This is a genomic window from Candidatus Poriferisodalis sp. (assembly GCF_965208485.1).
GTDB lineage: Bacteria > Actinomycetota > Acidimicrobiia > Acidimicrobiales > Poriferisodalaceae > Poriferisodalis.
Genome location: NZ_OZ242344.1, coordinates 2,499,971 through 2,519,202, shown reverse-complemented (window position 1 = coordinate 2,519,202; position 19,232 = coordinate 2,499,971). Strand labels below are relative to the sequence as shown.

The 19,232-nt window shown below is 67.0% G+C and carries 26 protein-coding genes; 14 read left to right on the top strand and 12 right to left on the bottom strand.

Annotated features, from left to right (window positions below; all coding sequences use genetic code 11):
- Window positions 1-11 precede the first annotated feature (11 nt).
- The 9 genes from ACOGXQ_RS11815 (at window position 12) to ACOGXQ_RS11775 (ending at window position 6,304) form a co-directional block, all read left to right on the top strand.
- On the top strand, window positions 12-890 hold the full coding sequence (locus tag ACOGXQ_RS11815) for a YceI family protein (RefSeq protein WP_419943865.1): 879 nt from the start codon (window positions 12-14) through the stop codon (window positions 888-890).
- A 166-nt stretch (window positions 891-1,056) separates the two neighbouring features.
- Complete coding sequence (locus ACOGXQ_RS11810) at window positions 1,057-1,926, top strand: haloalkane dehalogenase (protein WP_419947386.1); 870 nt, start codon at window positions 1,057-1,059, stop codon at window positions 1,924-1,926.
- Window positions 1,927-2,154: 228 nt separating this feature from the next.
- On the top strand, window positions 2,155-3,468 hold the full coding sequence (locus ACOGXQ_RS11805) for a DUF4032 domain-containing protein (RefSeq protein ID WP_419943864.1): 1,314 nt from the start codon (window positions 2,155-2,157) through the stop codon (window positions 3,466-3,468).
- Between the two features lie 168 nt (window positions 3,469-3,636).
- The gene (locus ACOGXQ_RS11800; RefSeq protein ID WP_419943863.1) at window positions 3,637-3,972 is read left to right on the top strand and encodes a helix-turn-helix domain-containing protein; all 336 of its coding nucleotides are present in this window, start codon (window positions 3,637-3,639) and stop codon (window positions 3,970-3,972) included.
- Window positions 3,973-4,461: 489 nt separating this feature from the next.
- Window positions 4,462-4,701, top strand: coding sequence for a hypothetical protein (locus tag ACOGXQ_RS11795; protein WP_419943862.1), 240 nt, complete (start codon window positions 4,462-4,464; stop codon window positions 4,699-4,701).
- On the top strand, window positions 4,688-5,002 hold the full coding sequence (locus tag ACOGXQ_RS11790) for a type II toxin-antitoxin system PemK/MazF family toxin (protein WP_419943861.1): 315 nt from the start codon (window positions 4,688-4,690) through the stop codon (window positions 5,000-5,002). Before ACOGXQ_RS11795 ends, ACOGXQ_RS11790 begins: the two co-directional genes overlap by 14 nt.
- Window positions 5,003-5,118: 116 nt before the next feature.
- The gene (locus tag ACOGXQ_RS11785; RefSeq protein WP_419943860.1) at window positions 5,119-5,646 is read left to right on the top strand and encodes a hypothetical protein; all 528 of its coding nucleotides are present in this window, start codon (window positions 5,119-5,121) and stop codon (window positions 5,644-5,646) included.
- Window positions 5,647-5,735: 89 nt separating this feature from the next.
- Window positions 5,736-5,957, top strand: coding sequence for a ribbon-helix-helix domain-containing protein (locus ACOGXQ_RS11780; RefSeq protein WP_419943859.1), 222 nt, complete (start codon window positions 5,736-5,738; stop codon window positions 5,955-5,957).
- Window positions 5,957-6,304 (top strand): type II toxin-antitoxin system PemK/MazF family toxin, encoded by a 348-nt coding sequence (locus ACOGXQ_RS11775; RefSeq protein WP_419943858.1) that lies wholly within the window; start codon window positions 5,957-5,959, stop codon window positions 6,302-6,304. Before ACOGXQ_RS11780 ends, ACOGXQ_RS11775 begins: the two co-directional genes overlap by 1 nt.
- Before the next feature lie 380 nt (window positions 6,305-6,684).
- Here the strand turns inward: ACOGXQ_RS11775 and ACOGXQ_RS11770 are convergent, their stop codons facing one another.
- Window positions 6,685-6,996: a type II toxin-antitoxin system RelE/ParE family toxin gene (locus tag ACOGXQ_RS11770; RefSeq protein ID WP_419947385.1), complete on the bottom strand. Its 312-nt coding sequence runs from the start codon at window positions 6,994-6,996 to the stop codon at window positions 6,685-6,687.
- Between the two features lie 114 nt (window positions 6,997-7,110).
- Entirely contained in the window at window positions 7,111-8,229 is a 1,119-nt protein-coding gene (locus ACOGXQ_RS11765) for a citrate/2-methylcitrate synthase (protein WP_419943857.1), read from the bottom strand.
- Window positions 8,230-8,331: 102 nt separating this feature from the next.
- On the opposite strand from ACOGXQ_RS11765, the gene ACOGXQ_RS11760 reads away from it, so the two are divergent.
- Window positions 8,332-9,504, top strand: a complete 1,173-nt coding sequence (locus tag ACOGXQ_RS11760) for a citrate synthase (protein ID WP_419943856.1) — start codon at window positions 8,332-8,334, stop codon at window positions 9,502-9,504.
- A gap of 10 nt (window positions 9,505-9,514) precedes the next feature.
- On the opposite strand, the gene ACOGXQ_RS11755 is transcribed toward ACOGXQ_RS11760, so the two are convergent.
- A complete protein-coding gene (locus ACOGXQ_RS11755) occupies window positions 9,515-10,078 on the bottom strand; it encodes a hypothetical protein (protein WP_419943855.1) in 564 nt (187 codons plus the stop codon).
- Between the two features lie 47 nt (window positions 10,079-10,125).
- A complete protein-coding gene (locus ACOGXQ_RS11750; RefSeq protein WP_419943854.1) occupies window positions 10,126-10,497 on the bottom strand; it encodes a DUF2237 family protein in 372 nt (123 codons plus the stop codon).
- Window positions 10,498-10,585: 88 nt separating this feature from the next.
- Between ACOGXQ_RS11750 and ACOGXQ_RS11745 the strand changes: the two genes are divergently transcribed.
- Window positions 10,586-10,816: a hypothetical protein gene (locus ACOGXQ_RS11745; RefSeq protein WP_419947384.1), complete on the top strand. Its 231-nt coding sequence runs from the start codon at window positions 10,586-10,588 to the stop codon at window positions 10,814-10,816.
- 9 nt (window positions 10,817-10,825) lie between these two features.
- Window positions 10,826-11,206 (top strand): twitching motility protein PilT, encoded by a 381-nt coding sequence (locus ACOGXQ_RS11740; protein ID WP_419943853.1) that lies wholly within the window; start codon window positions 10,826-10,828, stop codon window positions 11,204-11,206.
- On the opposite strand, the gene ACOGXQ_RS11735 is transcribed toward ACOGXQ_RS11740, so the two are convergent.
- Window positions 11,155-11,568 carry a DUF2784 domain-containing protein gene (locus ACOGXQ_RS11735; RefSeq protein ID WP_419943852.1) on the bottom strand — a complete coding sequence of 138 codons (414 nt, stop codon included), beginning with the start codon at window positions 11,566-11,568 and terminating at the stop codon, window positions 11,155-11,157. The two genes, ACOGXQ_RS11740 and ACOGXQ_RS11735, sit on opposite strands and share 52 nt — an antisense overlap.
- Before the next feature lie 24 nt (window positions 11,569-11,592).
- Between ACOGXQ_RS11735 and ACOGXQ_RS11730 the strand changes: the two genes are divergently transcribed.
- Window positions 11,593-11,760, top strand: coding sequence for a hypothetical protein (locus ACOGXQ_RS11730; RefSeq protein WP_419943851.1), 168 nt, complete (start codon window positions 11,593-11,595; stop codon window positions 11,758-11,760).
- A 12-nt stretch (window positions 11,761-11,772) separates the two neighbouring features.
- Here ACOGXQ_RS11730 and ACOGXQ_RS11725 read toward each other — a convergent pair whose 3' ends face one another.
- Both ACOGXQ_RS11725 and ACOGXQ_RS11720 read right to left on the bottom strand, forming a co-directional pair.
- Window positions 11,773-12,384 carry a helix-turn-helix domain-containing protein gene (locus ACOGXQ_RS11725; RefSeq protein ID WP_419943850.1) on the bottom strand — a complete coding sequence of 204 codons (612 nt, stop codon included), beginning with the start codon at window positions 12,382-12,384 and terminating at the stop codon, window positions 11,773-11,775.
- Between the two features lie 98 nt (window positions 12,385-12,482).
- Window positions 12,483-13,229, bottom strand: coding sequence for a RidA family protein (locus ACOGXQ_RS11720; protein WP_419943849.1), 747 nt, complete (start codon window positions 13,227-13,229; stop codon window positions 12,483-12,485).
- 357 nt (window positions 13,230-13,586) lie between these two features.
- Here ACOGXQ_RS11720 and ACOGXQ_RS11715 point away from each other — a divergent pair, with 357 nt between their 5' ends.
- Entirely contained in the window at window positions 13,587-14,576 is a 990-nt protein-coding gene (locus ACOGXQ_RS11715) for an amino acid ABC transporter substrate-binding protein (protein WP_419943848.1), read from the top strand.
- A gap of 1 nt (window position 14,577) precedes the next feature.
- Here the strand turns inward: ACOGXQ_RS11715 and ACOGXQ_RS11710 are convergent, their stop codons facing one another.
- The 5 genes from ACOGXQ_RS11710 to ACOGXQ_RS11690 all read right to left on the bottom strand — a co-directional run bounded on the left by ACOGXQ_RS11710 (window position 14,578) and on the right by ACOGXQ_RS11690 (window position 19,150).
- Window positions 14,578-15,360 (bottom strand): SDR family NAD(P)-dependent oxidoreductase, encoded by a 783-nt coding sequence (locus ACOGXQ_RS11710; RefSeq protein WP_419943847.1) that lies wholly within the window; start codon window positions 15,358-15,360, stop codon window positions 14,578-14,580.
- Window positions 15,353-15,814, bottom strand: a complete 462-nt coding sequence (locus tag ACOGXQ_RS11705; RefSeq protein ID WP_419943846.1) for a cupin domain-containing protein — start codon at window positions 15,812-15,814, stop codon at window positions 15,353-15,355. The genes ACOGXQ_RS11710 and ACOGXQ_RS11705 overlap by 8 nt, the downstream gene beginning before the upstream one ends.
- A 94-nt stretch (window positions 15,815-15,908) precedes the next feature.
- A complete protein-coding gene (locus ACOGXQ_RS11700; RefSeq protein ID WP_419943845.1) occupies window positions 15,909-17,336 on the bottom strand; it encodes an amidase in 1,428 nt (475 codons plus the stop codon).
- Between the two features lie 72 nt (window positions 17,337-17,408).
- Window positions 17,409-17,795: an SDR family oxidoreductase gene (locus tag ACOGXQ_RS11695; RefSeq protein WP_419947383.1), complete on the bottom strand. Its 387-nt coding sequence runs from the start codon at window positions 17,793-17,795 to the stop codon at window positions 17,409-17,411.
- Between the two features lie 95 nt (window positions 17,796-17,890).
- Window positions 17,891-19,150, bottom strand: coding sequence for a Fic family protein (locus ACOGXQ_RS11690; protein WP_419943844.1), 1,260 nt, complete (start codon window positions 19,148-19,150; stop codon window positions 17,891-17,893).
- Between the last annotated feature and the right edge of the window lie 82 nt (window positions 19,151-19,232).

Below are 19,232 nucleotides of genomic sequence, written 5' to 3'. Positions count from 1 at the left end.
CGTGACCCGCCATGAGTCCCCGGCGCCGGAAGCTTCTGACCGTCGGCGTGCTGCTGGCGGTCATCGCTGCCGCGGCGGCTTTCGGCATCTGGCGTGTGCTCGGCGATGCGCCGGAAGAGGTCAGCTTGGCCGAGGCCGTCGAGGTCGCCGAGCAGGCGCAGGAAGAGCCCGCACCGGCGGCGACATCGGCGCCGGCGGGCGGCAATGCCGACGACAGCAGTGCCACTCAGGGTGCCGAGGACCCTGAGGCTGAATCGGATGTCGCCGCCGCAGGCGACGACGACGGTGCTGATGCGGCCGGGCTCGCTGATGACGCCGTCTCGTCGACGACCGAACTCGACGGCATCTGGACGGTGGACACCGAGACCGGAGAGTTCACCCTCGACGACGCCACCGGCTCGTTTGCGGGCTTCCGCGTCGACGAGGAGCTGGCGACCATCGGCGCGTTCACGGCCGTGGGCCGCACCGGCGACGTGAGCGGCACGTTGGAGATCGTCAACGAGCACGCCGAGAAGGCCGAGATCAAGGTGGGCCTCGCGTCGTTGCGGACCGACGACAGCCGTCGCGACCGCGCTGTTCGTCAAGCACTCAACGCCGATGAGCACCCCTTCGCCGCGTTCTCGCTGACCGAGGTGCTCCACCTCGAGGGCGGCACCGAACTCGAAGGTCCGTTCGCCTTCGATGTCGAAGGCGACTTCACGGTGAACGGCATCACGCGGCCGGTGATAGCTCAGATCGAGACACAACTGGTCGGCAGCGTGATTGTCGTCGTCGGCCGCTTCGAGCTGATCTTCGCGGACTACGACATCCGCATCCCGCAAGTGCCGATTGTGCTGTCGGCCGAAGACCACGGCATCGTGGAGTTCCAGCTGCTGCTGCGCCGCTCCTAATGCGTCTGCGGGCTGTCCCGTCCGTCCGGCGGGCGTGGAGACATTCACGCGTCAGGCTCGGCTGGGCGACCGGACACCACTGCAACCCTTGGTTGGGTGCGGCATGATGAGGCACCGAGTCGAGCACTTCCCCGAGTCACGCACCCAAGGAGCACCCATGGCACCCATGTCCGCAGCGCCGCTGTCCAAGTCCTTCGCCACCGTCAACGGCAAGCGCATGGCGTACCACGAGTCCGGCGCCGGCGATCCGGTGGTGTTCCTGCACGGCAACCCGACATCGTCGTACCTGTGGCGCAACATCGTGCCGCATGTGCGGCCGCACGCTCGCTGTGTCGCGCCGGACCTGATCGGTCAAGGCGATTCGGACAAGCTCGACGACACCGGACCCGACTCGTACCGCTTCGTGGAGCACCGTGAGTACCTCGACGGCCTGCTTGACCAGATCGACCTCGGTGACAACATCACCTTCGTGATCCACGACTGGGGTTCCGCGCTCGGCTTCGACTGGGCCAATCGCCATCGCGACCGTGTCGCAGGCCTGGCGTACATGGAGGCCATCGTGCGGCCGATGACGTGGGCCGAGTGGCCTGAGGCCGCGGCCGGCATCTTCCAGGGCTTCCGCTCCCCCGCGGGCGAGGAGATGGTGATCACCAAGAACCTGTTCGTGGAAGCCGTGCTTCCCGGCTCGATCATCCGCAAGCTGTCCGACGAGGAGATGAACGAGTACCGACGCCCGTTCGTCGATCCCGAGCACCGGCGTCCCACCCTGACGTGGCCTCGCCAGATCCCGATCGAGGGCGAGCCCGCCGATGTCACCCAGATCGTGACCGACTACGGCGAGTGGCTGGCCGGCTCAGACGTGCCCAAGCTGCTGGTCAACGCCGAGCCGGGCGCCATCCTCAACGGCCCGCAACTGGAGTACTGCCGCACCTGGCCGAACCAGACCGAGGTGACCGTCGCGGGCAATCACTTCTGCCAGGAGGACAGCCCCGACGAGATCGGCCAAGCCATCGCCGACTGGCTCGCCAACCGCTGACCCAGCGGCTGAATCAGCACAGCTGGCAGGATGCTGAAAAGTCGATTCTCAGGCGGTGTCCAGTTGCAAACCCGCAGGTCAGGGGCTTGCGCTTCCAGCCAGACCTGCATATTTCAGCAGCCTGTTATCTGCCTAGCGCGAGAAGACGAGGCCCGTGCTCGTTCGCTGCGCGATCCAGATGACTGGCCGGGTACACCTGAGACATAGTGCGCTGGTTGACTTGCGCTTGTGAGGGCGGCATCTCTATCCGGGGCTGAGTCCGGGCTCTCGATCCTCACTCGACAGGGGCATCCCGACTATCTGGACCTGCCGTGGGATCGGCCGCTTGAGCAGTGGCACGACGTCACCGAGCGGCTGATCCGGGTGCGGCGGGGGCTCAGCCGCCACGTCGTGCGGATGGTGCAGTACGAGGGCCGGGTCTATGCCCTCAAGGAGACCTCCCAGGCGTTGGCCGAGCACGAGTACCGCGTCCTGCGCCAGCTCGAGGACGAGCGCCTCCCGGCGGTGCGGGCCGTCGGCGTGGTGAGCGGGCGCCGCGCCGCCGACGGCTCGGAGCTCGAGTCGGTCCTGATCACTCGCTTCTTGGACTTCGCCCTTCCCTACCAGTACCTGTTCCGCACGACGTCGCCCTCGCTGCTGCGCGACCGGCTGCTCGACGCTGCCGTGGTGCTGTTCACCCGGCTGCACCTCGAAGGGGTGTACTGGGGCGACATCTCGCTGGCGAACATCCTGTTCCGGCGCGACGCCGGCGCCCTGATGGCGTACCTGGTCGACGCCGAGACCGCAGAGTGCCGTCCGGCGCTGACCGATTCGCTGCGGGCACACGACCTCGCCGTCGGGGTCGAGAACATCACGGGCGGCCTCTACGACGCCATCGCCGGCGGGCTGCTCGAAGACGACGTCGACCCGGTCGAGATCACCGCCGACCTCGTCGACCGGTACCACCGCGTCTGGGCCGAACTGACACGAGAAGACGAGATCTCCGCCACCGAGCGCTGGCGCATCAATGAGCGAATCCAGCGCCTGAACGCGATGGGGTTCGATGTGGAGGAGCTGTCGGTCGTGCGATCCTCCGACGGCTCCCGGCTGAGAATCCGGCCTGTGGTGGTCGAGGAAGGGCACGCGCATCTGCGTCTGCGCAAGCTGACCGGGCTCGAAGTGCAGGAGAACCAGGCCCGTACGCTGCTCAACGCACTCGACGCCTACGGCCTGTCGCTCGAGCATCAAGCCGGCGGGGCCCTGCCCGAGGCAGTGAAGGCGTACCGGTGGCTGTCAGAGCGCTACGAGCCGGTCATCGCCGCGATTCCGGCTCGCTACCGGGACCGGCTCGACGACGCCCAGCTCATCTACGAGTTCATCGAGCACCGCCATGCGCTCTCCCGGGCCGCCGGCCGGCAGATAGAGAACGAGGAAGCCTTGGTGACCTTCGTCAACGACGTGCTCGACGGGCTTCCCAAGGAGAAGGCCATCATCGACCAGGAGGACGACGCCGATCCCTACGACGCGTTCCTCCGCCGGACAGGGGAGACACGGAGCGCCTGAGGCTGCTGTCGCCGCGGATTCGGTCGGCGCGGTTGGTGCGGGAGGTCGCTACCCCCCGCCACAGCACCCGCACCGCCGCAGTCTGCCCGCCGCGCCCAGCCCCACCCCCAACGCCGTCACGGCCGCCGCCGGTGCTCCGACCATCTCGAGGTCCGATATCCATCAAAAATGCAACAATCGTTGCACTCTTGCTCACTATCTGGTTGGGGTGCCCGCATGGATTTCGTGCATCCGGTGAGTTCTGTGATCCCAGGGGCGCAAGGACAAGTGCTGGCTGTGCTTGCAGAGACCTCCGCCGAGCTCAACCTTCGCACTGTGGCTCGGCTGGCTGGCGTCAGCGCCTCACAAGCGTCGCGCGTCATTCCCGGCCTCGTGGATCTTGGCTTGGTGGAACGACGAGAGGTTCCGCCGTCGACGATGGGGAGTTCGGGGCGCTGCTCGGCCAATGCGCGGACACGGGGCGCGTGCTCGCGGCGAGTCCTGATCGCCCAGCGGACGATGTGATCGGGATCGCTCAGGATCGTTCGCAGGGGCGGCTCACGCAGGCCGTTCCACAGCTCCGTCCGGTGCCGCACTCGTCGCAGTGTTCGCCAGATTACCCGCCAAGTCACCAGCCACCGCGGCACATCGAGAAAAACCAAGAGATCAGCACGCTCGGCCAGCAGCGGACGGGCGACGGTGTACTGCCACTCCGTGACCCACTCATCGGAAGCGGCCAGGGCGATGACGTCGTCGCGAAACGTCGGTTTCGGCTCCCAGTCGGGACCGTGGTAGAGGCCGTCCATCTCCACATACGGCAGCCCCTGAGCGGCCCCGATCTGCCGTGCGAGTGTCGACTTGCCAGCAGCCACCGCACCCGCCACCAGAACCCGCTTCGGCCTCCCCGGCAGCGAATCAGACCACCTCAGAACCGGCACCGGCGCAAGGGTAGGTTCGACCGACTGCTCAGGCCATATCCGACGGACGTATGACAAAACGTGATACACTGATCGCATGGCGCACGCGATATCTGTCCGGCTCGATGATGAGGCGTTGAGGGCACTTCGCAGAGTCGAGGCTCAAGGCCTGACGCAATCCGAGGCGGTGCGCAGGTCCATCGTGCACGAGGCCGAGCGTCTTCGTGACCGCCGTGCTCTCGCGGCTGAGGTTGCAGCCTTGGAGGCAGACGAGGCCGACCGGACCGAGATGGCTGCCGTCGCCAGCTTGATGGAAGAACTTCGTGCGCCGGGGTGACATCCACGAGTTGCGTCTACCGAAGGGTTTGGGGCACGAACAGCATGGGCGACGGTACGGCGTGGTCGTGCAATCCGATGCATTGCTGCCCCGGTCGGTCGTGCTGGTAGCACCCACCTCGACCAGCGCAAGGGCAGCTTCGTTCCGTCCTGCCGTTGACATTGCGGGGCAGAGCACACGGGTTCTCGTGGAGCAACTCGGTGCTGTTGACGTCAGCCGGATTGGCGATTTCGTCGGTCACCTCACGCAAGAGGAGCAATGGGGCGTCGACATCGCCCTGGCTACGGTGCTCGATCTCTGACCGACCGCATCCGGTCACCGCTCGGTCTGGCGAAGTGGTGTCGAGTCGACGGCAAGTCGGTGTCAATCGAGTGCCGTGCCTATCGGCCCCTCAGAGGGCGTAGTGAGCCGGACGGCATGGCAGCACGGCTGCGGCTGCGGGCCTGTGCTTGGTCCTTGGGGGCCGTCGCCGTCCTCGCTGCTGCAGCGTGCGGCTCGACCAGCGGGCCGCTCGACATCATCCCCCTCGACGCCGCGGATGAGCCGCCGACCGACTGCTGGTGGGGCGGCCATGGCCTCAGCTCCATGAGGTGCGAGAACCGGGTCATCCTGCCGCCGGGGCTCGGCCATGTCGCGGTCCATCTCGATCCCGCTGCGCTGCCGGACCCTGCCGCCACGCGCATCCGGCTGCTGGTGACCGAAGCCGGCTGCACCAGCGGTCGCGAGATGGGCGATGCCCTGCGAGGGCCGCAGGTCATCGAGACCGACCACGAAGTGCTGGTGGCCTTCGCCGTAGTGCCGTACGTCGGCGCGGCCAACTGCCCCGACAACCCCGACGTTCACGCGACCGTCGAGTTGACCCGGCCCTTGGGCGACCGTGCACTGCTCCACGGGATCCTCGTGCCGCCCGAGCCGATCCAACTCCGCCCCGACCCAGATTGGTAGCTGGCATTCGAACTTGCCAGATACCCAGCCGGCAGCTCCGCGCCAGCCGGTCCCAGAAATCGGTTTTCCTACTTGAGTAGGATTATGGTATGAAAATCAGCGTGAGCATCCCCGACGAGGACGTCGAAACGCTTGATGCCTACGCACAAGCGCATCGTCTGCCGTCCCGGTCAGCAACGATCAGGCAGGCGATCCGCCTCCTGCGCACGTCGGATTTGGTGCTCGACTATTCCGAGGCGTTCGAGGAGTGGTCGGAAGCGGATGCAGCGCTGTGGGACACCACTGCGGGTGACGGATTCGAGCCTGCCTGATGCAGCGCAGCGAAGTACGTGTCGTCGACTTCGGCCCTGCCGCCGGCTCTGAGGCCGCTCGGCGTCGGCCGGCCGTCATCGTCAGCAATGACGCGGCCAACGCTGCGGTCGGCATCACCGGACGCGGTGTGGTGACCGTGGTGCCGCTGACCTCGAACACCGATCGGGTGCTGCCGTTCCAGGTCCTCATCGAGGCCGCAGATGCGGGGCTGGGTGTCGATTCCAAAGCGCAGGCCGAACAGGTCCGCTCGGTGGCCGCCAGCCGTGTCGGCGACCGCATCGGAGTGCTGCCGTTCGAGCTCATGCAGCGGCTCGACGACGCCCTCCGCCTCCATCTCGACCTGTAACCACCTGAGCGACCGCGGTCTGTCAACTGGGCCTGCCCATTGCAGGAGGCGCCGACGGCCAGCCGCGCCCAGCCGTGTCGGCTCCAGACGAATCCAAGAGTCGAGCGCCTTGGCTGACGAGTTCGCCGAGGCTCAGATCAGCGCGTGCGCTGTGAGCGCAGGCCGTGATGGCTTGGGTGTTCAGGACCGCTGCTCCACCTGCGGAACCCGCTGGCGCTCGCGACTCGCCAATTCACCTTCTGCCTCGTCCAGCATCGATTGGGCGTGTGGTCGCGCCGAGAATTCATCGTGCAGTTCGGAGAGTGGCCGCAACCGGAGATTTCGACGCCGACGGATCCAGCCCATGACGCTGACGCTAGCAACGTCACCGAACGCACCATTCACGGGTTTGTCCGATGGGCCGCGAGGTGCGTTTCATAGAGACGGTCTGCCCGTCGGATCATTCGCCGGTACCACCTCTCGCCCTGCTGGCTGGCCGCTTTGTCGCCGCCGCACAGCATCACGATGCGCTGTTGGGGATCGAGTGCATAGAACGCCCGAATTGTCGGGGTTGGACGGAGTTCCTTCATGTTGCGATATCGCGAGCCTCGGACGGTGTCGGCTATCGGTCTGCCCAGGCGCGGTCCTTGCTCAGTCAGGCGGTGCTCGGCTCTCTGCAACCGAGCACGGACGTCGTCTGCGAGCGATCGCACCCAATCGCGATACTCCGCTGTCGTCACGATCTCCCACACCAGGGGGAGTTCACACCGGCGTGATTCCCGCTTCCAGCGGTTTTCTTGGCGATCAAGGACGGAGGGTGGGGCAGCTCACGATGCGATGTATCGGGCGCTTGGCCGGATGATCTTGTTGTCGGCGGCTTGTTCGAGGATGTGAGCGCCCCAGCCCACGATGCGACTCGCGGTGAAGGTGGAGGTGAACGCCTCTTGCGGGAGCCCGGCGAGGTGCAGCACCACAGCGGCGTAGTACTCGACGTTGGTGACGATGACGGCGCCGGGCCTGTGATCTGCGAGCACTCCCAGCAGTTCCGTTTCGATTGTCACGGCTCGCTCGACGAGCTCTCCGCCCAGCCCGAGCGCCACTCGCTTCAGCGTTTCCGAGCGGGGGTCTGCCGTGCGATAGACGGCATGTCCAAATCCCATGAGCTTGCGGCACGCGTCCAGCTCGGCGGATGCCCAGGTTCGGGCCGATGCTGGGTCGCCGATCGCTTCGATCATGTCGAGCACGCGGCTCGGTGCGCCGCCGTGCAGCGGCCCTGCCAGCGCGCCGAGGGCTCCTGCGAATGCTGCGGCTACCGACGCGCCGGTGCTGGCGATGACCCGAGCGGTGAACGCCGAGGCGTTGAAGCCGTGCTCGGCGGTGAGCCCCAAGTACGTCTCGACAGCCCGTGTGTGCACCGGCTGCGGTGCATGGCCCAAGGCCGATCTCAGGTAGTGCGCCGTGTACGAGGTGCCGCCGTCCGGGGCTACTGGATCGCCCCCGGAGCGCACGCGATTGACCGTGCCCAGCACGGTCGGAGCGGCACCTATGGCTTGCATCACCGCTCGCCGGCGTTGGGCATGGGTCATGTCGATGCTCGGGCGCCCGTCGACGACCAGCGGCAGCACGCTGGCCAGCACCGCGAGCGGGTCGAGGTCGGTGCGCGACAGCCTGACGACGAGGTCGAGCGCATCCGTATCCAGCTCTCGATGCGCCGACAGCTCGACTGCGAAGTCCGCTTCGGAGCCAGTAGATGGCGCCTCGCCGTCGATGAGCAGGCTGGCGATGGCCTCAAAGGATGCTGTGCGGGCGAGCCCGGTCGCATCACGGCCTCGGTAGTGGTACCAGCCTTCTTCGCCGAGGACTGTGCCGACCGCCGTGTCAGCCACGATCAAACCTTTCAGCCCGGGCGGGGCGACAGATCCTGCGGGGACGACGTCGTTGCTCATGGCAGCGAGCGTAGGTGTCGAAAGGTATATTGACAATGTTGATCAATATCAACGTTGCTGCGCTCCACACGGGGCGTCGCAGACCGAAGGCGAATCAAGCGCATGGATGATTGGCTGACGACCGAGCAGGCAGCTGCACGCCTCGGCGTCAAGCGCGAGACGCTGTATGCCTACGTGAGCAGGGGATTGCTGCACCGGGCGCTCGACGCGGACGGCCGCAGGTCTCGATTCGACCCCTCCGAGATCGATCAGCTGCGACGGCGGCAGCGACCGGAAGGCGAATTCGCCACGCTCGTGTCGACCCGCATAGCGCGACCTACCGATGAAGGCGTGTATGTGCGCGGCCGCGACCTCGTGGCCGAGGCTGCGCTGTCGACGTTCGAAGAGGCAGCAGACCGGATATGGCAGGCGGGTCCAGGCGAGTCGTGGCCGTCCGTCGCCGACCCCGACACAGCCCCAGACGACATCGAAGTCCGACTCCCGAGGACAGCGCCACTCATGGACCGGCTCCGAATCGGAGTCGCACTCGCCTCTGCCACAGATCCCCTCCGCGACGACCTGTCGCCGACCTCTGTGCGCACGGCGGGACGCCGAGCCGTGTGCACGATGGTCAAGGCTCTGCCGCGGCGCTGCAATCCCCAGGGCGGGAGCGTGGCCGACACGCTGTGGTGCCGATTGGCCCGCCGTCAGGCCAGCCAGCGACGCCGATCAGCGCTGAACCGAGTACTCGTGCTCTTGGTCGAGCACGGATTGGCGAGTTCGACGCTGGGGGCCCGGGTCGCAGCGTCGGTTCGTGCCGATCCCTACTCGGTCATCACCGCCGGTCTCGGAGTGCTCGGCGGCCGGCTGCACGGCGCAGCGAGCGCCCCGGTCCACCGCCTTCTGGCCGGAGCAGCGCGCAGCGGCGACGCGGCCAGTGCACTCGGCGAAGCTCAGCGCACCCTTGGCTTCACGCCCGGATTCGGGCACGTCACGCTCAAGCGACGAGACGCCCGCTGCGGCGCACTGATGGAAGCCCTGGCCGGCGCCTGGCCCACCGACGAGCGCCTCGGAACGGTCCTCGAGGTGTACAACCTCGCAGTCGACCGCACCGAGGGCATCGCCACCGTTGACTACGCCCTCGGAGCCTTGACCTACTTGGCTGACATGACACCCGAGTCCGGCGAGGCCGTCTTCGCCATCGCACGCACCATCGGCTGGATCGCCCACGCCCTCGAGGAATACGGCGAAGAGCCCCTCAGATTCCGCTTCCGAGCCCGCTACATCGGCGACTGATTACCCAATCTCACCCGCCACATGGCGCGCCGACGGCTAGCCACACGGGGATCTCCTCATCCTCCGACGAGACCAGCAACTCGACGCAACTGGGCTCGTTCACCCAGATGCCGCCTGCCCAGACCATCCATTCGCCACGATCAGCCCCGCACGGCCAGCCGCCCACGTACTCGGCCGAATGGACCTCGCACGCGGGACCATGTGTGTTGCACGGACCGGCGGTCAGCGCATCCGCGGACCCGAACACGTAGTCCCCGTAGTCCAAGAACGCGTCACCCGGAGCGCTCGCAATCTCCATCGATACCTGCCGAGCGCGGCGCACGAGGAGCCCGAACTTTTCGAACCGGTAGTCCTCGTAGCCGGAGCCTTCTGATCCCGAGCGCCCGAGCTGCAGCGTTCTTGTTGGCAGCGCGACGAATCCACCGCCGGAACCGTGTGCCTGGTAGCGAGGACCAGGCTCAGAAACGACATCGATGACGTGGAGGCATTCGACGAGCCGATGCTGGTGCTGAGCGTCGGCCGCTGGGTCGTCTGAAGTGCTCTCAGCGCAGCTCGAGATGAATCCCGCAATCAATGCAGCACACGCGAATCGCGCCAACCCAGCGAGTTGGCGGCGGGGTTTCAGGCGCTGTTGCCGGTGAACCGGTGCTCCTCGAGGTCGCTCAGGCTGGCCCATTCCAGTGTGCGGGCGTGCGTCGACTCCAGCACTACCGGGGGAGCGACGCCGGCTTCGAACGCTTCGGTCCAGCGCGAGGCGCACAGGCACCACTGGTCGCCCGGCTTCAGCCCGTCGAAGCCGGTGGCTGGCTGCGGCGTCGACAGATCGTTGCCGGCCGACCTGGAGAACTCCAGGAACTCGGCCGTCATCACGGCGCACACGGTGTGCACCCCGAAGTCGCCCGAGTCGGTGTTGCAGCAGCCATCGCGGAACCAGCCGGTCAGCGGGTCATACGAACACGGCTGCAGCTCACTGCCAAGAACGTTCTGGGCCACGCCGCCCAGTCTCTCAGGTCATCGAGGCGGTGGCGTTAGGCGGAAAACAGCTGGATCGGAATGCGGGGCTACCGTTAGTTTCGTGGCGATGAGGAAGCTGTCGATCACCTTGGAGGAATCGGTCGCCGAGCGCGCAGCGAGCGCTGCCGAGTCGCACGGAGTCAGCTTGTCTGCGTGGCTGAATGCGGCTGCAAAGCGAGCGATCCGCATCGAGGACGGACTGGCCGCCGTGCGCGAATGGGAGCAGGAGCACGGCGAACTGAGTCCTGAGTCATTGATGTGGGCCGAGAAGGTGATTGATTCGGTCAAGAGTTCTTGAGCCACCGGCGTGCCCGGGCTGACCTACGACACGGGTGCGCTGATTGCAGCGGAACGCGGAGACCAGCAAGTATGGGCGTTGCACCAAGGCGCCCTTGAGGAGGGCATGACACTGACCGTTCCTGCGGGTGTGTTGGCTCAGGGCTGGCGTGGTGGCCCACAAGTGCAGATGTCCAGGCTGTTGTCGGGCTGCCGAATCGAGACCCTCGACGAGGCCGGCGCCCGATCGGCGGGAGCTGCGTGCGCGCGGGCCGGCACCAGTGACGTGGTCGACGCTGCGGTGGTGGTCGGCGCCGCCGCTCGGGGCGATGTCGTGGTCACCAGCGACCAGAAGGATCTTCAGCGCATAGCGGCAGCTCTAGGCGTCGCCTTGCGGACGCGGGAGGCCTGAGCGCCGCTGCGTAGGCGGGTGGTGGAGGCGAAGGCGAGCCAGGCCAGGCACCAGGCTGAGACGATGACGACCAGCACCGACTCGCCGGTGGCGTCCAGGCCTGGGGCGTGGAACGGCTTTATGAAGTAGTGCGAGATGAAGCCGCCCCGGTACGGCGCCTGACCTGCGAGGCGCCACAGGTCCTTCTCCCACACCGTCAGCACGCACGGCAGCCGGGGAATGTTGATCGCCGCGATCGGCAGCACAACGGCGAGGTACCACGGCATCAAGCGCCGGCGGCGCACGACCAGCGGCGCTCCCACCACAACAAAGACGGCCAGCAGCCCATGGAATAGCGCCACGGCGGCCGCGAGCCAGGCCATGTGCTCACGGTATGCGATGGAGTCATGCCGTCCGGCCGAGCGATTGGCCCCCGTCAAGAACTCGAGAACATGTCCGCCGCCGATCGGGAGTCGATCCCTGACGAGGAGACGTTCCTCGATCTCGCCGTCGCTCAGGAGCTGTCGTTCCTGCAGCTCCTCACCGACTGGCTGACAGCGCAGGTCGGCGGCTAGAACGCAGCCAGATCAGCCGGTCCGCTCGGGTCGCAGGCACTCGATGACCCGGGCCATCAGCGCGTTCCAATCGTCATCGTCTGGCCGGGGACGTTCGAGGGCCTGAGATCGCAGGGCCAGGTAGGTGCCGAGGCCGAGCGATTGGCACAGGAAGACGACCGCTTCGGTGCTCAACGACGCATCGATGGTGCCCTCGGCCTTGCCGGCCTCCACAATCTCTGCGAGCTCGAAGGCCTCGGTTTCCTGTGCTCGGGCGATCGTGCCGTGCAGCGACACGTCGCGACCGCCGACAACGCACGCCTCCAGCCAAAGATTGCGTGTGCGGTCGCGCGAATCTGTGAGCAGATTGGCACTGAGCATCGAAAGCTTTGCTTCCGCGGTCGCCTCCAGATTTTTGATCAGCAACAGCATGCGCTGCGCTGACGCGTGCTCGACGGCGGCCATGAACATCTCGCGCTTGCTGGCCCAGCGTGCGTAGATGGCACCGGTTGTCAGACCGCAACTGCGTGCGATTTCCGCAACGGTGGCAGCCTCGAAGCCGCGCTCGCCGAACACGATGACTGCTGCATCCAGCAGGCGATTCGTGACTTCCTCGGGTCCGCCGCCCAAGCGACCAAGCTCCAACGGAGCCTGCTGTCCAGGCTGTGAAACAGGCGGCACCGCTGCTGAGCGTAGTTCCGCTCGCTCGCCGCGGTCGCCAGCCCGTCCTCTTGAGACCGTCGCTACAGCGTGATCTCGTGCCGCACGCCGCGCACATCCATCTCGTAGTCGAGGTCGATGACGGGTGGTCGCGACCGGTACCAGCGCAGGCCATGGCGGGTCGCCGTGCCCATGGCCCCGATCACGGCGTCTTCCAGCAGTCCCTCGTGCATGTACACCGTGTACACGTCGGTGGTGGTGACCAGCTCCCAGCCGACGCCCATGGCCGCCAGCCGTGAGCCCATGGTGGCGGTCACGAAGGCAGCCTTCTCGCGCACTGCCTCGGGATGGGTCTCGCCCTTGCGGATGATCTCGTTGTCGTCGAGCGTCGCCTCGGGGATCTCACCCGCGCCCGAGACGACGAAGGTCGTCGGGGCGTCGGCCGACTCGACGGTGTACGAGAATGCGTGCAGTACCGGCTCGGCAGGCGGGTGGTGTGCCGGAGCCACGTTCGTGCGGGCCATCGGGTTGTGATCGCCGACGTAGAGGTCCCATGAGCGGACCAGCTCGATGTAACCGGCGTTGAAGTCGATGAAGCCGGGCATCGAATACGGTGCAGGGCACCGCAGCTCGATGGCGCACAGCGCCTGCCGCTCTCGCCCGAGCGCTGACAAGTGCCCGTCGATCAGCTCGAAGCCCTCGCGCCACGGCAGGTACGCGCCCAGCGTGGCGTGAACGATCTCGTGACCGGCTGCTGCGACCACGCCGCTGGAGAACGGCGAGATGCCGGTGAGGAAGCGATACCCGCCCCGGGGATTGTCGATCAGCATGTTGTCCTCCTGAAGAGCTCAGCCTCGGCTGGCAGGACAGTAGCGATCTCAACTCAGCCGCCGGGCATGCTCCAGCTCAGGATCAGCAGGCAGCCGGCGAGCGCCACGGCAATGGCGAGCAGCCAGTCGCCCGTTCGGGATCGGGTCTCGGTTGAGGTGTTCATCGTGGTTTCCCTGTCTCCATCCACCATGCTCTTCGCATGCGTCTTGTCTTGGGTTCAGTGCACCAAGGGGTGTGACACGAATGCGTGCCCGCCATCGACTGATCGCAGCCGTTGCCGCTGCGGTGCTCTTGGTCGCGGGTTGCGCTTCCGGAGTCGGCGCGCCCCAGAGACCGCAGCGGAGCCGGCAACACCGGTGCCGGTGCAGCAGACCCAGGGCGAGGACCTGCTCGAGACGGTGCGATCGCGGGGCATTCTCAACTGCGGGGTGTACGGCGCCGCGGTGGCGTTCTCAGAAACTCAGCCCGACGGCAGCACCACCGGCTTCGACGCGGACTACTGCCGGGCCCTTGCCATCACCATCCTCGGCGACGCCGACGCGGTGAACTTCGTGGCTCTCACTTCGGCGGAGCGATTCCTGGCGCTGCAGACCGGCGTCATCGACGTGCTCGTGCGCAACACGACATGGACCCAGAGCCGCGACTCGGAACTCGCTCTCGACTTCGCGCCCGTCACCTTCTACGACGGGCAGCAGCTCATGGGCCGCGCCAGCGACGGTTTCACGTCGGAGTCAACCGTGGCCGACGTTGCAGGTGCCGTCGTGTGCGCCACGGCGGGCACCACCACTGAGCAGAACATGGCCGATGCTGCTGACGCCGCCGGCATCACCATCAGCCTGCAGACCTTCGAAGACCTCGACATCATCACGCAGAACTTCATCGCCGGTGCCTGCGATGCGATGACGACGGACGGATCCGGTCTCGTCGGCCGCCGGGCCCGCCAGCAGGGCGACCAGGAATGGGTGATCTTCCCCGCGCTTCCGTTCTCGAAGGAACCGCTCGCCCCGGTGTACCCGCCCAACCAGTCCGCCTTCGGCGACATCGTCAACTGGACGGTCTACGCGACGATCATCTTCGACGAGAAGGGCATCACCTCGGCCAATGTCGATGACTTGCTCAGCAGCGGGCAGCTCGACGCCGAGGCGATCCGCCTGCTCGGCGGGGAAGGCGAGCTGCAGTCAGCGATGGGCCTGCGACCCGACGCGTTCTACCAGGTGGTCTCCCAGATCGGGAACTACGACGAGATCTACTCCCGCCATCTCGAACCTGTCGGGCTGCGCCGAGCCGGCACCCCCAACGCACGCTGGTCCGAGGGCGGGCTGATCTACGCCCCTCCTGCCCGCTGAGTCACCAGGTCGGCCGCACGAGCACCCCGCCGTCGACCACCAGGTCGACGCCGGTGATCCACCTGGCCAGATCTGAGCACAGGAACACGCAGGCATCGCCGACATCGGACGCCGTGCCCAGGCGACCGAGCGGTGCCGCCGCCGTCCATCGGGCCATACCCTCTGGCCAGTCGTCGGCGAGCCCGGGTCGGTCGATGAGACCGGGGGAGATGCTGTTGACACGGATCCCCTCGGGGCCGTAGGCGCCGGCTGCGGCTCGGGCATGCATGACCATGCCCGCTTTGGCCGTTGCGTAGTGACCGTGCAGGTCGGTGGGATGGTGCGCCTCGATCGAGGCGATGTGGACGATCGAGCCGCCTTCGCCCTGGGCCCGCATCGCCGTGGCCGCCGCGTGGGTCAGCCGATGCACTGCGGTCAGGTTGACGTCGATCATCTCGGCCCAGTCGGCGTCGCTCAGTTCGGCGAAGTGCACCAGCGGCTGGATGCCGGCGTTGTTGACCAGCCCGTCGATGCAGCCGTACTCCCTCAGCGCCACCTCCACTACACGCTGCGGCCCGTCGGATTCAGCCAGGTCAACCTGCACGGAAGCGATCGGTGCGCCGTCGGCATCGGCCAGGTGATCGACCGGAGAGGACCGCGTATGCGCCACGACCGTGGCACCTGCGGCCATCAGCCGCCGGGCGATGCCCGTGCCGATACCGCCGCTCGCGCCCGTGACCAAGACGACCCGGCCGTCCAGCCGGATCAGCTCATCGGGCGGCCGCAGTTCGGCGTCCTCAGCCATCTCGGGGATCCTCCCGCGCGAGACGCTCGATGTCGGCAGCAGCTTCGGGGAATGCGTCGGCGAGCTGGGCCCGGTTGCCCAGTTCGAAGCCGACCTCGTCGTAGCCGGGGGCCATCGTGGTGCCCACCAGCGACCAGTCCCCGGCAGTCTCCGCTCCCATCCACGTCCCTGGCGTCACCACCACGACCGGCCGCTCGCCGCCAGCCAAGTCGTCGCCGAGCCGGGGGCGGCGCACCGACCCGCCGGGCTCCAGCAGCAGCATGTCCACTGCTGCGCCGGCGTAGTGATGCCACAGCTCGGGGCTGGCGAGCCGGTGCAGTGCGGAGAAGTCGTCTGGCCGAAGCAGGAAGTAGATGGCCGTCGAGTGGTCGTCGCACCAGGTCTGGGCCCACCGGCCGCCCTCGCCGGGGAGCGGCTCGAGTCCGAGCAGCTCGATCACATCGTCCGCATCCACCGGCCCAACGTAACCCTCAGGCTGGATCGAGGGCGCGCCCGCGAATGCGCCTCCAACCAGCTCCCGCCAAGTTCCAGCGCGACGCGATCCGGCCTCAATCGGTGTCGAGATCAGGTGGCATCGGATCCAGACCCACCAGATCCTCGAGCACGGCGGTCGTCTGCAGCACGGCGACGTCGTCGGTTTGGGGTCCCAGCACGCTCAGCCCGATCGGCATGCCGTCGGCGGTGAGGCCCGAGCACACCGTGCTTGCAGGGCGCCGTGTGAGGTTTGCAAGCGGCGTGAAGCGCACCCAGTTCTCGACTTCGACCCCGTCGATGGTCCCGCCCCCGCCCACTACCGGCGTCTGTCCCGCCATCGTGGGCAGCAACATCGCATCGAATCCGGCCATCACTTCACCGAGTTGCATCGACATTTCTCCACATTGCTGCCGTGCCGCAGCCAGCGTGTCCACCGTTACCTGCTCGAACATCTCCTCCAGCGCCACGGCCAGCCAGTCGGTGATGTCGTCCCACGCGGGCGTGCCCAGCAGCGGCCGGAACGCCGGCCCCATAGCACCGATCAAGAACAGCGGCACGAACGCCTGAGACACCGCATCCGCTGGATCGAACAGCGTCCCCATCTCGACGACCTCGACACCTTCGGCAGCCAGTCGCTCCACCGCCGCTGCACACGACGCCACGATCTCCGAGTCCACGGACCCGCCGTCGATTGACGGCGCCCACAGCACTCTCGACGGCAGCGGGGGATCATCCAGCGCGGCGCGCCACGACTCGGTCGGTGCCGGCAGGCTGCGCAGATCGGAGGGGTGAGGCCCCACCAGCGCGTCGAGGCAGTAGGCCACGTCTCGAATCCGGCGGGCCATCGGGCCGACGCACGACAGGTCCAGCAGCCCGGGCGGCGGCGGGCCGCTCGGCACACGCCCATGACTGGGCTTGAGGCCCGACATGCCGCAGATGGACGAGGGGATGCGGATGGAGCCGCCGCCATCCGATCCGGTTCCCACCGGCACCATGCCCGACATCACCGCCGCAGCCGTGCCGCCCGACGAACCGCCCGCGGAGCGGCTCAGATTCCACGGATTCCATGTGGCGCCGAAGACGCTGTTGTAGGTGTCGCCCATGCAGCCGAACTCGGGCGTGTTGGTCTTGCCCAAGATCACCGCCCCGGCGGCCCGCATACGCGCCACTTCGGTGGAGTCCGCAGCGACCGGCGGGGAGTCCCGCAGGTGCATCGCCCCCCGTGCAGTGACGAATCCGGCGGCGTCGGCCAGATCCTTGACACCGATGGGGATGCCCGCCAGAGGCCCCACGTTCTCCCCGCCGTCGAGCCGTTCGTCGATGGCAGCGGCCTGAGCGCGAGCATCCTCGGCATCAAGCGCCACGAAGGCGTTGATCTGCGGATTCAGCGCCTCGATGCGCCCCAGCGCATGCTCGGTCACCGCCGCAGCCGTCAGCGTCCGGTCCTTCACCATCGCCGTCAGCGCCTCCACCGATACTGTCCGAAAGTCCGGCACATCCACGGCTGCCTCCCCCTATCCCGTTTGCCGCCGGACACTACCGACCAGCCGAGATCCCTCCGGGCAGCGGCTACCTCAGCGAGCGGATGCGCCGCCGTCGATGGTGACCGAGGTGCCACTGACGTGGCTCGCCCGGTCCGATGCCAGGAAGGCCATCACGTCGGCCACCTGCTCCACCGTGCCCGGCGCCGGGTCGGCGGGGATCAACTCCTCCCAGCGCGACTCGTCGTCGAGTTCGTCGATGGCCTGGCGCCGGAGCAAGTCGCCCATCCGGTCGGTGATGATCAGGCCAGGGTTGACGGCCACTACGCGCACCCCGTCTCGCAGGCTCCGGCTGCCGAGCGCAGCAGTCATCGCCACAAGGCCGCTGTTGCCCACCCCGCCCGCGATGTATGACGGCTGCGGTCGCACCGACGCCACGCCGATGACGTTGACGATGACCCCGCTGCCGCGAGCTGTCATCAACGGCAGGACCTCCCTTCAGCCCCAAATCCATCGGCTCAACGTAACCCTCGCCTGAGAGCCGTGCGGAGGTGGAAACTGGCCCGGAGCTTCTTCTAGAACAGCTGAGGCTGTGCGGCTTGATACGGGTCGGTGTCGTCGCGTGCAAGGCGCAGGCTGCGGATCTGCTGCCAGATGTCGGCGAGTTCGGCTGAGGGGCGATACCGCCGCCCACGCTTGTCGCCGAGTGCGGTGAGCAGCCCGGATCTCACCATCATCTGCAAATCTCGCGAGGCCATGCCGTCGCTGATCTTCTCGCCGTCGTTCGTCTCGGTCCGAGTGCGGTACAGGGATCGGCGCACGGTCCACCCGCGCGCCGCGTCGCAGAGCGTGCCTACTGCGCGTTCAGGTACCCCGCGCTGCTGAGCGAGCTGGCTGCAGGCATCCCACAGCGTCTCAAAGTCGAGCACTCGGCGCAGCACGGTGCGCGCCTGGCGAAGGTGGGCTGTCAAGCAGAACTCGATCCAGGGGCGCGCACTGCGCTCTGGCGACCATCGGCCACCGGCGACTGCACTGAGCGCTGCGTAGTAGTCCAGGGTGTTGCGTCCGAGGTACTCCTCGATGCTGAGAAACTCCGGCGCGAGCGGGTCGTCGTCCCGCGCGACGGCAGCCGCGAGCAACAGCGTCTGCACGCAGCGCGCCATCCGGCCGTTGCCGTCGCTGAACGGATGGATCAGCACCAAGTTGAGGTGCGCCATTGCGGCAGCAACCATCGTCGGCACAGCGTCATCGGAGAGCAGGTGGTCACACTGCTCGAAGAATTCATCGAGCAAGACTTCGATGATCTGGCGCTCCGGTGCGTCATACACCGACTCGCCGTCGGCGTCGGCAACCCAGATCGCACCTGGACGCAGTTGACCCGGGTTGTGGGCGAGGTCGTGCTTGATCATCATGAAGTGCAGCGACCGGAGCGTCGACAGGTCGACCGGCAGCGGCGCCGCTGAGTTGCCCGTTTCCGGGCCTGCTGTGTCGTGTGCCGACGGGTCGCGAAGGCGATCTCTCGGCGACACGCCGGCTGCGAGCTGGAGCGCGTAGGTCATGGCGTCGCGGTAGCCGGCCACAGCGCTGACGGTGTCTTCGGACACCTCGGCGATCGGCTCATCGTGATCGATGACAGCGGCCGCATCCTCAACGCTGGCGTGGTACCCCTCGATTGAGTTCGAGCCTTGAACAGCGCGCGCGAATTGGGCGCGACGAAGTGTGCCGTACCAACGTCGTCGCATGCGGAGATACGGCCTGAGCTGTTCCCGCAGACGCTCGATTTCATCCGCGACAGCCGCGTCGGTGGCCGTCATGTCGGGCACTTCGTAGATCACGCGCGCGATACTACCCATTTATCCGCCGTGAGGTGATGAATATTAATCATCACCTCACGGCGGAATGATTGTGTGAAACGAT

What these genes read in the sequence shown, in the direction of transcription:
- ACOGXQ_RS11760 (WP_419943856.1), top strand. Translation starts at nt 8,332, where the DNA reads ATGGATGATTGGCTGACGACCGAGCAGGCAGCTGCACGCCTCGGCGTC.
- ACOGXQ_RS11735 (WP_419943852.1), bottom strand. Translation starts at nt 11,568, where the DNA reads ATGGCCTGGCTCGCGGCCGCCGTGGCGCTATTCCATGGGCTGCTGGCC.
- ACOGXQ_RS11785 (WP_419943860.1), top strand. Translation starts at nt 5,119, where the DNA reads ATGGCAGCACGGCTGCGGCTGCGGGCCTGTGCTTGGTCCTTGGGGGCC.
- ACOGXQ_RS11795 (WP_419943862.1), top strand. Translation starts at nt 4,462, where the DNA reads ATGGCGCACGCGATATCTGTCCGGCTCGATGATGAGGCGTTGAGGGCA.
- ACOGXQ_RS11695 (WP_419947383.1), bottom strand. Translation starts at nt 17,795, where the DNA reads ATGACAGCTCGCGGCAGCGGGGTCATCGTCAACGTCATCGGCGTGGCG.
- ACOGXQ_RS11710 (WP_419943847.1), bottom strand. Translation starts at nt 15,360, where the DNA reads ATGGCTGAGGACGCCGAACTGCGGCCGCCCGATGAGCTGATCCGGCTG.
- ACOGXQ_RS11800 (WP_419943863.1), top strand. Translation starts at nt 3,637, where the DNA reads ATGCAACAATCGTTGCACTCTTGCTCACTATCTGGTTGGGGTGCCCGC.
- ACOGXQ_RS11780 (WP_419943859.1), top strand. Translation starts at nt 5,736, where the DNA reads ATGAAAATCAGCGTGAGCATCCCCGACGAGGACGTCGAAACGCTTGAT.
- ACOGXQ_RS11720 (WP_419943849.1), bottom strand. Translation starts at nt 13,229, where the DNA reads ATGCTGATCGACAATCCCCGGGGCGGGTATCGCTTCCTCACCGGCATC.
- ACOGXQ_RS11775 (WP_419943858.1), top strand. Translation starts at nt 5,957, where the DNA reads ATGCAGCGCAGCGAAGTACGTGTCGTCGACTTCGGCCCTGCCGCCGGC.
- ACOGXQ_RS11730 (WP_419943851.1), top strand. Translation starts at nt 11,593, where the DNA reads ATGCCGTCCGGCCGAGCGATTGGCCCCCGTCAAGAACTCGAGAACATG.
- ACOGXQ_RS11815 (WP_419943865.1), top strand. Translation starts at nt 12, where the DNA reads ATGAGTCCCCGGCGCCGGAAGCTTCTGACCGTCGGCGTGCTGCTGGCG.
- ACOGXQ_RS11765 (WP_419943857.1), bottom strand. Translation starts at nt 8,229, where the DNA reads ATGAGCAACGACGTCGTCCCCGCAGGATCTGTCGCCCCGCCCGGGCTG.
- ACOGXQ_RS11810 (WP_419947386.1), top strand. Translation starts at nt 1,057, where the DNA reads ATGTCCGCAGCGCCGCTGTCCAAGTCCTTCGCCACCGTCAACGGCAAG.
- ACOGXQ_RS11745 (WP_419947384.1), top strand. Translation starts at nt 10,586, where the DNA reads ATGAGGAAGCTGTCGATCACCTTGGAGGAATCGGTCGCCGAGCGCGCA.